Here is a 12,680-nt window from a genome sequence, read left to right as displayed (position 1 = left end):
AACTCAAGCAGCAACATCACCACAACGTTGGTTAGCTGGTACTGCTTCCATAATCTTTTGCGGATGAGGTAAATTGAGATTTGCCATTAATTCCCTAAATTCATCGCGGTTTCGTCCTACCAAGCGGGTATTCCATTGCTTTTCTTCCCCAATAGTAGAAACCGTGAAACCTTGATAATCGTGACCTGGATAAACTAGGGTTTCGTCAGGTAGAGTAAATAGTTTTTGGGTAATGCTGTCGTACATAGCACCTGCATTCCCACTTTGAAAATCAGTCCTTCCACAACCGCGAATTAGCAACCCATCTCCGGTTAATAGGTGAGTACCATTAACTAAATAGGCGTTATGACTATCAGTATGACCGGGAATGGCGATCGCTCTCACTCTTACATTTCCTAATTCCAATATTTCTCCATCTTTGATCGACCTATCTGCACAAGCAGCATGGGCATTTCCTGGTACTACTCCTAAACAACCTGTCATCTCTCGTAGTTTACCTGTCCCAGTAATATGATCAGCGTGTATATGCGTTTCTAAACAGAATTTCAGTTTTAGTCCTAGTTCCTCAAGCAATTGGAAATCCCGTTCCACCTGTTCTAATACTGGATCGACTAAAATCGCTTCTTTCTTTACAGGGTCAGCAACTAAATAAGTGTATGTACTTGTTTCTCTATCCAACAGTTGCCTAAATAACATCTTGGCTACTCCTGATTTTTTTATCTCAACTATCTAATAATATCACTAAATGGTAATATGGCAATAGGAAAATAAAAAAAGTAGAAATTTGGTCAGTGGTAATAAATTAAAACGAACCACAGAGGCACAGAGGACACAGAGAAAAGAGAAGAACAAATTTTTAACTGAACTGTATTGTGTTTTAATCCTGTAAATCCTTTAATCCCGGATATCCTGATTCAGACATTAATAGTTTAAAAAACAGGATTTCTGCAAAATATCTCTCAAAACCTCCGTTCTCTGTGAACTCTGTGCCTCTGTGGTTTGTTTTTCAGTGACTTGTGCGTAAGTTCTAAAAAAGTTAAGTAATGCTAAAAATCGTCTAATTCGATACAATAAACTAAAATTACGAGAGCCGAGGAGAATAACGTGGTCTTATCAAAGGGCTTTGAGATAGAGATGTACACTGGCACACATCAAGGTGAAATCGTCGGACTCTCAGATAAAATTACCACAGCATTGGATGGGTATATGCGGGAGCCAGATAGCCGCAACGTCGAATACATCACTCAACCATCCAGTAGTTATGAAAATCAATTATGTTCCTTACTGCGTCCCCGGCGGGAATTGCGGAAATACCTGCAACGTCTAGGTGATTATACATTAATTCCAGGGAGTACCTTATCTTTAGGAGGGAGCGATCGCTTTTTGCGTTCTGACCCCACCAACCCCTATCATGACTACATAGAACAAACCTACGGCACAAAAGTAGTCACCGCCAGCGTCCACATTAATATCGGTATCAGTGATCCAGAAGTATTAATGCGAGCCTGTCGAGTAATTCGCCTAGAAGCACCCCTATTCCTAGCTTTAAGCGCTTCATCACCCTTTTTAAATAACCAAGCCACAGGTTATCACTCCACCCGTTGGGGAGTCTTCCCCCAAACCCCCGCTAATGTACCCTTATTTACCAGTCATGCCCATCATATTCAATGGGTAGAAGAACAACTAATGACCGGGACAATGCAAAACGTGCGACATTTGTGGGTGTCAGTGCGTCCCAATGGCGATCGCCGTCCTTATGATTTAAATCGTTTAGAATTGCGAATTTGTGATTTAGTCACAGATCCCATCGGCTTATTAGCAATAACCGCCTTACTAGAAGCCAGATTGTTACAAATTATTGACAATCCCCAGATTGACCCCTTAACCCAAAGCAGCTTTTCTCCCACAGAACTGATCGCCTTAACCGCCAAAAACGAAGCAGCAGCAGCAAAATTCAGTCTGGATGCTCAATTACAGCATTGGCAAAATGGTAACACCATACTCGCCAGAGATTGGATTGAGGAACTATATCAACAAGTTTGGGTCATTGCTAAACAACAAGGTTTTAGCTGTTTTCTGTCTCCCTTGCAGAAAATTCTCCGGGAAGGCAATGAAGCGCAACAGTGGTTACAGTTACACAAAGTCGGGTTTGATACCCAGTGCGTGATTAAACAAGCCATGATTGCCACCGCAGAACGGGAGTTAGAACTAGAAAACAAGCTGTGTTCCTATTTATCGGCTTAATTGAGAACTAGGGTTTGGGAACAGCTTATACAGTTTAAATTCCCAAAACCCAACATTAGGAGTCATTTTTTGTTTAAAAAATCTAATCATTATTTACGATTTGTGACTTATTAACAAAACCTATGGATGAACTTTATCTGTCATCAGGTAGATTTTTTTCTGATAACCTAATTTAGCCTTACCAACTTCCTTCATTTTTAATTGTTCTATGCCCCAGGTAGTCTTAGTTAATCCACAAATTCCCCCAAATACAGGCAATATTGCCCGAACTTGTGCAGCGACAGCCACAGAATTACACCTGGTAGGCCCTTTAGGATTTGAAATTAGCGATCGCTATCTCAAACGAGCAGGTTTAGACTACTGGCCTTATGTCAAACTCCATTACCACCCAACGATAGAAGCATTCCACAGCCTACATCAGCAAAGAGGTGGCAGGTTGTTAGGTTTTAGTGTCAGAGGTAGCATAAATTATATAAATTGTCAATTCCAAGCCGATGACTGGCTACTATTTGGCAGCGAAACCCAAGGGCTACCCCCGGAGGTTCTTTCAACCTGTGACAACATTCTTCACATACCCATGGCTGAACCAGGGGTTCGCAGCTTGAATTTATCTGTTAGTGTCGCCATCAGCTTGTTTGAATCTCGCCGTCAGTTAGGTTATTTAGATAGGGTTTGATGAAAAGGTCTTTTCGTTAGGGTTAGGAGTCAGGAGTCAGGAGTCAGGAGTCAGGAGTCAGGAGGAAGAATTAGAAGAAGAGAAGAATATACTTGTGATCTGGATTTTTGGTAGTTTCAACGCTTGTTCCCTGTTCCCTGTTCCCTGATAGTATACAAACTAGCTTCATATAAGAAATTTAAATGATAATTTTAAAGACAAGTCCATATTAAATGATAGATTTTTGTAAAGTGACATCTATTCTCATAGGAAAATAAAAACGCCAAAAACTTTGAATAGAAAGCATTTGAGCAATTGTGTCATTAGTGGACATAAAAAAAGGGCAAAATCAATTCGGAATTTGTACGGTTGTCTTGTGGTGAACAATCAACGTAAAGTCTCATATTGGTAAGACTGATTGGTGAAGAAAGTCTTGAAAACATTTATATCGGGATCATCGCTTCACCATTATGTCTGAGCCAATTCAAAAGCTAATAGCGAGGTAGACTTAGCAAAGCTATTAAGTTTGTCTAAATCCCCGCCTTAACAGCAACGTTATCTACAGACAACTATAAAAAGCGAATAGTTTTTGGTTTAAGAATTGGTAAAAGACAAGTAAACACAAAAACTTTAAGGTTTACTCACACAAGTGAGCTTGTCTAAATCAGAGAAGCAGGTTAATCTTGCGTAAGCATCTCTGGTGAATGTGATCTTGATATGTTGTTTGATCAAAAAATCAAACTTCAGAATCAGCATCAGTTAAGAGCTAGTGATCATTAGGAGGTCGTCTTTGAAACGAGCATTAAAAAAGAGAGTGAAGGCTGTGTTGAAAAATACCCCCAATAATGATGGTGTCCCGGTAGAGCAAATGAACGTGCAGAATCCCAAAACTCATCACCGGGCGCGAACCCAAGTCGCCATGATAGGGTTAGCAATATCAATGGGAGCAACAAGTCTTTTGGTGACTCGACAAAGCGATCAAGCCCAAGCAGCGGCTCCTGTTGGCAGTCAAAAAGCAGCTTCAAGCGTTCCGGCTGTCTCAGAGACTGACATGAAATTTGCCGTCACCAAGTTGGAATCACCAGCCGTCTCATCAGTGAGCGTGCCTGAAAATCCTGTCATCATCCAACCAACAGCAGTCTCACCATTACCTGGGCTTGAAGCTAAATGGCAAATCTCAGCTAAAGGTATGGCTGTTCAAGTTCCTGTATTAGAAACAAATTCTACCTCCAGCCACTTACAGCCCCAAATAAAAACAGAGGGAGAAGGACAACCTAGCAGCACTGAGGAGAACGCCGACAGCAACAGTACAGCTATAACTGTGTCAGCAGAAGATACAGGTAATGTAGATACACAACTGAAAGCACAGCAAGAATTTGCCCTCAATCGCTTACAGGAAAAATCCAATCGGTTAAGAAAGAGTCTAGCCCAGTTGCGGTCTAAAGAAACCGAAAAGACATCACCAACCGAGATTGATTTGGCAAGGCCAATAACGGTAGCGAAGGGGAGTGCTTCACTACAAACAGAAAAAATGATTGATTCTAGCCAAAATCAACTCATATCGCGGTTAAAAGAGAGCAAAGAGGCAAATGCACCAATATTAGAGCAACCATTAGCGCCCGTACCAGGCATAGTTGTCGCTCAATCGACTCCAAGAAAAACAAACTACGAAGTTAAGCCAGGAGATACATTAATAGCGATCGCTAACAACCACGGTATCTCAGTCTCAGAATTAGTGAAGGTTAATAACCTTACTGATCCTAACCAAATAAAAATCAGCCAAAAACTGATTATTCCTACGAATCAGCTACAAAGCAGCCAAATTAAAACTCCTAACATCAATTGGCCGATAGAAAATCAGAGTAATATTAAATTCAATCCGCCAATTGTTGCTGAATCTGTAGTTGTTCCTAACAACAAAATTGTTACCGTCCCCACAGTAGCAAACACAGGGATTCAAGCAAATATTCCTGCCCTCACCCCTGAATCAGAAATAGTCACCACAGATGATGATTCATCGGGTATAGGTGGCGAAACTCCGCTGCCAAGAGCCTTAAAGGAAAATTCACTAGATGAAAACCAAGGGCAAAAGTTAGTCAAGGGCAAAAGTAGCGATCGCTTGCGTAGCTTACAAGCCGAAATCGAAAGACTGCGCGAGAAATACCGCACTCAACAGTCATCCGTCACCATACCAACAGTTAATCAAACCTATGGTGCCGTACCGATTTCCATTGAAACAAGCAACGCCGTAGCCGGAACTGAACAACAATCTGCATCCCAAGCAATTCAGATTCCCGTACCAAAACCCCTACAGCCTAACTACAGCAACAAAACAGTCCCCTCCTTATTCCGGGCAACCAGCCGCCCTAACGAGCCAATTAACCCCGAATTTCTGCCCAATCAAGGAACTTCCGGTTGGAAAAACCCCAACAACACATCTAACATCATGTTAGTAGTTCCTTCCGCCGGCAGAAACTCAACTGACTCCCTGGGTAAATTGCGCGGAACTACCGTATCTCCACAGTTGCCACCTTTAGCTGCGGTAGATAGATATTTACCTAAAGCCGTAGACGAGACTACCAACCCCTCATCTACCGCCTACATCTGGCCAGCAAAAGGAGTTCTTACCTCCGGCTACGGCTGGCGTTGGGGCAGAATGCACAGAGGTATCGACATTGCTAACTCCACCGGCACACCAATTTACGCTGCTGCTGATGGTGTAGTAGAAAAAGCCGGTTGGAACAAAGGTGGTTATGGCAACCTAGTAGATATCCGCCATGATGATGGTAGTCTTACCCGTTATGCTCACAATAGCCGGATTTTAGTGCAAGCTGGTCAAAGAGTCCAGCAAGGACAAACAATTGCTGCTATGGGTAGTACGGGATTCAGCACTGGACCTCACAGCCACTTTGAAGTTCATCGTACAGGCAAGGGAGCAATTAACCCCATCGCCTTCTTGCCCAACCGAGTATAAGCTCTAATTTATTGTCAGTAGAATAGAGGGGGGATTTTAGATCCCTCCTTTGTTTTTGTTAGACAAAAATTTTTTCCCAGGGTAGTTGCCATAGCCGAGTCAATATGCTATATTAAAAAAGGTTAAAAACTTTGGCTCAGTAGCTCAGTAGGTTAGAGCACGGGACTCATAAGCCTGGGGTCGTTGGTTCGAATCCGACCTGAGCCATATTTTCAGTTGATCGAAGATGGTTTTATCTGTTGGCTTCCACACCCGTCAGTTAGTAGGGTGCGTCAGATGGAAAAATATATCTAATGGTGGTGAAATGATCGGGTCTGACGCACCGTAGAAGAAACGAAAAGTTCATTTTCAATTGTCTGAATCAGGATATCCAGGATTTAAGGATTTTCACGATGTTGGTTTATGGATATCCTTATTTGTTTGAATCAGGATGCCCAGGATTAGAGGATTTACAGGATTTTGTCTGAATCTTTATCTGGGAATATTTCCGATTTTAGCGATTTTTAATTTCTTTTCATTCTGAAAATCCTTAAATCCTGATTCAGAGTTCTTTCTTTTAGTGTTTTTGTTTCTGGTGGTCGGTAAGGAAGAATTAGAAGAAGAGAAGATAGTCTTGAATCTGGTCAAGTGATAGATTTTTGGTAGTTTTAACCCTTATTCCTTGCACCTGATTCACCCTTTTAACCTTCAAGTTCTTGATATATCTCAGTTTTAGGTTTATTAAGCAAGCCCTAGATACCTTGGCGGAATTTTTCTAATTGTGTTAGGATCATCATGTCAATGATTTATTGATTACTTTCATTGACTTTACGCGAGTCAGTGTTACTGCTGACTGCTTTTCTCTAGCTTTTTAGTCCAAATTCATACAGTCTGACGCACCGTAAATTCTACACTTGATTAAAATTAGCAGTCAATCAGGAATTAAATTTATATTTTTATAGAATCATCTAATGAATAAATAATAGGAATTTCTAATTGAAATTCTGTACCTTTTCCAGGAGTAGAAACACATCTTATTTCTCCTTGATGTTCTTCAACAATAATTTTGTAACTCATAGATAATCCCAAACCAGTACCTTTTCCCACTGGTTTAGTTGTAAAGAATGGGTCAAAAATTCTTTGCTGAATTTCTTCTGGAATACCAATACCATTATCAGCAATACAAATTAAAATATGATTATTTTCCAGTAATTTAGTAGTAATGCGAATTTCAGGACTTAGAGGGAATGGTTTTATTTCTAAAACATCAATAGCATTAGTTATTATATTTAATATAACCTGATTTATTTTTGCAATATAACATTCTATTGGTGGTAACAATTGATCGTATTCTTTGATAATTTTGATATCGGGTTGGTTTAATTTATTATTCAATCTATTTTGAAGAATGATGAGAATACTATCAATATTTTCGTGTATATCAATCTGTTTGAGATCAGCTTCATCTAAGCCAGAAAAAGTTCGTAAAGAAAGTACGATTTTTTGAATACGGATTGTTCCATTTTTAATTGAATTTAGTAGTTCTGGTAAATCTGATTTAAGAAAATCTAAATCAATTACTTCCACAAAATTATCTATTTCTGGTACGGGTTGTAAGTAATATTTTTCGTATAGTTCTACCAAATTTAATAAGTTAGAAATGTATTCATGAGCATGATGAATATTAGGTGAAATAAAGTTAATAGGATTATTAATTTCATGAGCGATTCCCGCAACGAGTTGTCCTAAACTGGACATCTTTTCTTTTTGGATAAGTTGAAGTTGGGTTTTTTCTAATTGATTTAAAGTTTCTGCAATTTTAGCATCACCATCTGTTAATTTTTTTAAGCTGTGTGAAAGCAAGATAAAGAAATTGGTCAAAGCCATTACTAAGCCAGAAATTTGAATAAGCTGCAACACAGATGCTTTTTGATTAGCTACATTTTGTTGTTCTGTAGTTAGCTGATTCATTAAATCTAATAAGTTTAGATTATGTTCGTTAGAGTAGATTATAGCCTCTCTCAATATCTGGGGAGAAATTTGATTTTTCGATAGAATAACAGGAGTTATTTTGATTTTATATACATTCCAAATTTTTTTAGCTTGAGTAACTAATTGTTTTGATTTAGTATCTTTTACTGCTGTAATAAAAACAGGTTTTCCATCACTACCAGTCACAATTTTTCCTGAATATAGTCCAGTTAAAGTTTCATCAAATTGATTGAAGGCTTTTGCTAATTCTTCTTTTGTTGCTGTGTTTGTGACATTTATTGTTTGTGCAACTTGTAATTGCAAAAGAGTTTTGGCAATTTTCTGTGACAGCATTCGTTGACGACCAGCCAAGTTAATAATTACAGCATCTTCTTGTAATTGAGAAGAGATAATAAAATTCGGAATAAGAACACCTAAATCAAAGCCAAGAAACAAAGCGGAAGAAAGTAAAATAACTCTGTATTTACTTAAATAAAGATGGTGTTGTGGTAAAAATCGGCTTAATTTGGGTATCATGATAACCTAATCTCTCCTGTACTCTTTTCGACAATTTAGGCTAAAATCACTAATTTTAAGATTCTGATGCACTTTACGTTAATATAGATACCACTGGGTCTAATTTTTTGTGTCTGGGTTTTATGATATCTACGGCTTCCCTAAGAAAAACTAACTATGTATTTATATTTAACGAATAATTACCATAAACAAGACTTTTTGATAGTCATCAAAAGATATTAGCAGATTTTTCAGGAATAATACGGAGATATATTTTATTTTAATAGTTTTTATAAGTATAGCAGTTCTTGTTAGTCGCTATTTATACTATTTCGCACGAAGACTGATATAGCAACCACCAAGGTGGTTAGGACAATTATGAAAATAGGGGTTTGTCCAGCGCTAAACCCCTAGATATATTTACAAATTCTTGATGATGATCAGTGTATCTCTAAAAAGATAGTGATACAAAAAATCTGGATGATATAATTACCGTTTAATCTACACATTAAACCGGAATAACATTACATCACCTTCTTGGACAATATACTCTTTTCCTTCACTTTTTACTAAGCCTTTTTCTTTCGCTGCATTCATTGAACCGGTTGCAACTAAATCATTATAAGCTACAGTTTCGGCGCGAATAAATCCCCGTTCAAAATCAGAGTGAATTACCCCTGCTGCTTGAGGTGCAGACATTCCGGCATTAATTGTCCAAGCACGGGTTTCTTTGGGTCCACAGGTGAAATATGTTCGTAAGCCTAACAGGATATATGTAGCACGAATCAAAGTTTTTAAACCACCTTCTTCCACACCCAAAGAAGCAAGAAAATCAGCTTTATCTTCTTCTGGTAATTCTACTAATTCGGCTTCTACTTGAGCAGAAACAATCACAACTTGAGCATTTTCTTGAGATGCAATTTTTCGCACGTTTTCGACAAAATCATTACCCGTTGCTAAGTCATCTTCAGATACATTAGCTGCATAAATAATGGGTTTATTGGTGAGTAATCCCAGTCCTTTAATGATTTCTGATTCTTCTTGGGCTAAACTCACCTGACGTACAGATTGACCTTCGTTTAAAGCAGAGGCTAATTTTTCTAATACCGTTACTTCAAATTGTGCATCTTTGCTGGTACGTGCTTGTTTACGAGTTCGGTCAATGCGCTTTTCAATTTGGGATAAATCAGCTAAAGCTAATTCTAAATTGATGATTTCAATATCTCGCGCTGGGTCAACAGAACCGGCAACGTGAATAATATCATCGTTTTCAAAGCAACGGACAACATGAACAATGGCATCAACTTCCCGAATATGGGATAAAAATTGATTACCCAGTCCCTCTCCTTGACTTGCACCTTTAACCAAGCCGGCGATATCGACAAATTCTACCCGCGCTGGAACAATTTGTTCGGAGGTGGCAATTTTGGCCAGAACATTTAACCGGTCATCTGGTACTGCAACAACGCCGACATTCGGTTCAATGGTGCAAAAAGGGAAATTTGCGGCTTCAGCTTTAGCATTAGCCACTACAGCGTTAAATAAGGTGGATTTTCCGACGTTGGGAAGTCCGACAATTCCGGCTCTTAGCATTTTATGTCTTGGATTTTGGTTTCAATTACCAGGATAGTTCAAACAGGTTGAGGAATGGTTTGGGGTATCCTACTAATATACTACTTGTAATACTTGCGATCGCTCTATAACTTCAATTTTTTGGTAGTGTCAAAATTATCAAAGACGGGATTTTAGGATTTATGGCTAACGCCACGCTACGCGAACAGGATGTGATTGTTTGATTGTCTGTGAAAAATATAGATTTTAGGATGATTGATAAATTATCTGTTGAATTGTTCGCTGTTACTTCTTGAATATTACTGTAACTTTATTTTATAGTATTCCAACCTTCACAGATAATTCATCAATGAAAATCCTGGACATCCTGATTCAGACAATTAATAATCTACAGTCAGTTGTTTATTTTTTAAATTAAGAGAACGGATCATAAATACTGGACTAAAAAGAACCGTTCTCAATATATTAGTCTTCTGTGTTGCTACCGTTGGCTTCATTTCCTTGTAAAGCCACATCAAAGTTCATTCTTTGTTCTACACTATGCAAAAAGTAACCGCTAATCATTGCAGATGCTAAGAGACGGCCTAAATTTTCTCTATTTGTGGTAATTGTAATACCAAAATGTTCTGATGGTAAGTTGCCTAAAAGTCCTAAAATGTTTCTTTCCATGACCTGAAGGACTTCGGGAGAATTGGGTTTAGAAAGTTGAGTAACTGCTTCTGGACTTAAAGATTTAACATATTGCCATAATGAATTACCATTTTCAGATTCACTATGAAAAAATTCTGAAACTCGGTTAGATTGATTGCTCACGTTTGATCTCCTATACTGTAACTGCTAAATATGCTGATTACGAGAGGAATAATTAATACCTATTTTTGTTCGATTTAGATGACGATCGCGATCGCATATTCTCATACTAACCAATGTAACAGGTTATTCCTTCTTGGGGAGTCGGTTTAACCGTACCAAAACATCGTACTTTCTCACCCATTTAATTATTAGTCATCAGTCGTTAATCATTCACTAATCGAAGGTTAATAACCAATGACCAATAATTTTTTGATGGTAAACCCCCCGATTTAGCTGTGGAGTCAATGGAAAATTGAAAATTAGCCAATCATTAACTAGCAAGATATTCGTTCATGGTGGCTTTGGATTTGCGGAGTTTGTTTAAGGCTTCTCTCTCTATTTGTCGGACTCGTTCACGGCTAATATTCAATATTTCGCCGATTTTAGCAAGAGTTAGGGATTGTCCATCTATTAATCCAAAGCGGAGACTAATGACTTCTTTTTGTTGGGGGGTGAGTTCTCCCATCAGACGCTCTAGGTCGTAAGATAGAGAAGATTGCATAACGAAATCTTCTGGTGTTGCCCCTGTGTCTTCTAGCATTTCTCCAAGTTCGGTGTCGTAGTTGTCTCCTAACCGCAAATCTAGAGATAATGGTAGACGCGCTCTTTCTAGATACTCTCGCACCTGTGTAGGGGTGAGTTCTAATTCTTGGGCTAGTTCTAAAGCTGTAGGTGCCCGTCCTAGTGTTTGGGACATTTGACGCTGGGCTTTCTTGATTTTATTTAACTTTTCAGTAATATGAATGGGTAGCCTAATTGTCCGAGCTTTTTCGGCTATGGCACGGGTAATGGCTTGGCGTATCCACCAATAGGCATAGGTAGAAAATCTATACCCTTTGGTGGGGTCAAATTTTTCTACGCCCCGCTGCATTCCAATACTACCTTCTTGGATTAAGTCGAGTAAATCGACGTTGCGTTTAATGTATTTTTTGGCAACGGACACAACTAGGCGCAAATTGGCTTCTACCATCTTGCGTTTCGCCGTTTCGCCGTCAGCGATCGCTTCATTTAACTCTACTATGTTTAGCCCGGTTGCCGCTGCCCATTCTTCTAAACTCGGTTGACGACCTAGTTCGTCGGCAAGACCTTCCCGAATTTCGTATAAAGCACAGCTTCGTTGTACCTGCTTACCATAGAAAATCTCTTCTTCGTGGGTGAGGAGTGGCACACGGCCAATTTCTCGCAGGTATGTCCGCACGAGGTCGGTGGCTGTTTGAGCGGTCTTCATGGCGCTACTCTGTGGTGATGATGGGTTTGCTAGTAAGGTCATTAACTGATAAATCCCTGTTTGGGGTGCTACCTAGTTAATCAATTTGAGATTCGGTATTTAGGATTTGGGATTGATTCTACCCACAAGGAGTAAGGTATCAACTGACCAACACCAACCTAATATCTAAATTGGGTCAAACTCGGAAACGATGCTGTGGTCTGCAATTTAAGGGTCAGATAGATTTGGTTACTCATAACTAAGTCAAATTAGGTTATTTACTGCTAAAGGTTACAGTTATTTCCCAGTATTAGCAAGTATCTACGGTTAGATATAAGGTAACAAGTCAAACATTTTTTGTTCATTGTGAACTATTACAAATTGTAACATTTATGAGAATGGTTTGGCTACCGAGAAATTACATCTTTTCTGGTTCCACAAGATTGTCTAATCCAGTGTTTTCACTCAATTTCATGGATCTCAAGCCTCTAACATCAATTCTGTTGGGGGAAGATAGCTCCCTCATATTTGTTAAAATATCTCAATGTTAACTACAGTCATGCTCCTATAATAATTACTTAACTTTTATCTAAGTCAGAATTATAAGCACAAAGGACTAGAACAAGTTTACTATAAAATGGCAAGATTTCTCTTCTACCCAAAATAAATAAGCAATATAGGGTTATTATGTGGTTACTTGCAATAGAAGT

General features: G+C 38.8%; 8 protein-coding genes and 1 tRNA gene. 4 read left to right on the top strand and 5 right to left on the bottom strand.

Annotation, left to right across the window (positions count from 1 at the left end; translation table 11 throughout):
- Nucleotides 1-3: 3 nt before the first annotated feature.
- Nucleotides 4-696 carry an MBL fold metallo-hydrolase gene (locus VB711_RS17085; RefSeq protein WP_323287384.1) on the bottom strand — a complete coding sequence of 231 codons (693 nt, stop codon included), beginning with the start codon at nucleotides 694-696 and terminating at the stop codon, nucleotides 4-6.
- Nucleotides 697-1,104: 408 nt separating this feature from the next.
- Between VB711_RS17085 and gshA the strand changes: the two genes are divergently transcribed.
- The 4 genes from gshA to VB711_RS17065 all read left to right on the top strand — a co-directional run bounded on the left by gshA (nucleotide 1,105) and on the right by VB711_RS17065 (nucleotide 6,080).
- The gene (gshA, locus tag VB711_RS17080; protein WP_323287381.1) at nucleotides 1,105-2,244 is read left to right on the top strand and encodes a glutamate--cysteine ligase; all 1,140 of its coding nucleotides are present in this window, start codon (nucleotides 1,105-1,107) and stop codon (nucleotides 2,242-2,244) included.
- A gap of 208 nt (nucleotides 2,245-2,452) precedes the next feature.
- Nucleotides 2,453-2,920: a tRNA (cytidine(34)-2'-O)-methyltransferase gene (locus VB711_RS17075; RefSeq protein WP_323287379.1), complete on the top strand. Its 468-nt coding sequence runs from the start codon at nucleotides 2,453-2,455 to the stop codon at nucleotides 2,918-2,920.
- Nucleotides 2,921-3,689: 769 nt separating this feature from the next.
- On the top strand, nucleotides 3,690-5,873 hold the full coding sequence (locus tag VB711_RS17070) for a peptidoglycan DD-metalloendopeptidase family protein (RefSeq protein WP_323287377.1): 2,184 nt from the start codon (nucleotides 3,690-3,692) through the stop codon (nucleotides 5,871-5,873).
- A gap of 133 nt (nucleotides 5,874-6,006) precedes the next feature.
- Nucleotides 6,007-6,080: transfer RNA gene (locus VB711_RS17065), tRNA-Met, on the top strand.
- A 720-nt stretch (nucleotides 6,081-6,800) separates the two neighbouring features.
- On the opposite strand, the gene VB711_RS17060 is transcribed toward VB711_RS17065, so the two are convergent.
- From VB711_RS17060 to VB711_RS17045, 4 genes are all read right to left on the bottom strand, one after another.
- Nucleotides 6,801-8,360 carry an ATP-binding protein gene (locus VB711_RS17060; protein WP_323287375.1) on the bottom strand — a complete coding sequence of 520 codons (1,560 nt, stop codon included), beginning with the start codon at nucleotides 8,358-8,360 and terminating at the stop codon, nucleotides 6,801-6,803.
- Between the two features lie 480 nt (nucleotides 8,361-8,840).
- The gene (gene ychF, locus VB711_RS17055; protein WP_323287374.1) at nucleotides 8,841-9,932 is read right to left on the bottom strand and encodes a redox-regulated ATPase YchF; all 1,092 of its coding nucleotides are present in this window, start codon (nucleotides 9,930-9,932) and stop codon (nucleotides 8,841-8,843) included.
- A gap of 444 nt (nucleotides 9,933-10,376) precedes the next feature.
- Nucleotides 10,377-10,724, bottom strand: coding sequence for a DUF760 domain-containing protein (locus VB711_RS17050; RefSeq protein ID WP_323287373.1), 348 nt, complete (start codon nucleotides 10,722-10,724; stop codon nucleotides 10,377-10,379).
- A 310-nt stretch (nucleotides 10,725-11,034) separates the two neighbouring features.
- On the bottom strand, nucleotides 11,035-11,991 hold the full coding sequence (locus VB711_RS17045) for an RNA polymerase sigma factor, RpoD/SigA family (RefSeq protein WP_323287433.1): 957 nt from the start codon (nucleotides 11,989-11,991) through the stop codon (nucleotides 11,035-11,037).
- Between the last annotated feature and the right edge of the window lie 689 nt (nucleotides 11,992-12,680).

The organism is Cronbergia sp. UHCC 0137 (genome assembly GCF_034932285.1).
Lineage (GTDB): Bacteria > Cyanobacteriota > Cyanobacteriia > Cyanobacteriales > Nostocaceae > Cronbergia.
This window is presented reverse-complemented; position numbering and strand designations above follow the sequence as displayed.

Bases quoted from the DNA above. Each gene is read 5' to 3' on its own strand.
- VB711_RS17085 (WP_323287384.1), bottom strand. From the start codon at position 696: ATGTTATTTAGGCAACTGTTGGATAGAGAAACAAGTACATACACTTAT.
- VB711_RS17060 (WP_323287375.1), bottom strand. From the start codon at position 8,360: ATGATACCCAAATTAAGCCGATTTTTACCACAACACCATCTTTATTTA.
- ychF (WP_323287374.1), bottom strand. From the start codon at position 9,932: ATGCTAAGAGCCGGAATTGTCGGACTTCCCAACGTCGGAAAATCCACC.
- VB711_RS17075 (WP_323287379.1), top strand. From the start codon at position 2,453: ATGCCCCAGGTAGTCTTAGTTAATCCACAAATTCCCCCAAATACAGGC.
- VB711_RS17045 (WP_323287433.1), bottom strand. From the start codon at position 11,991: ATGAAGACCGCTCAAACAGCCACCGACCTCGTGCGGACATACCTGCGA.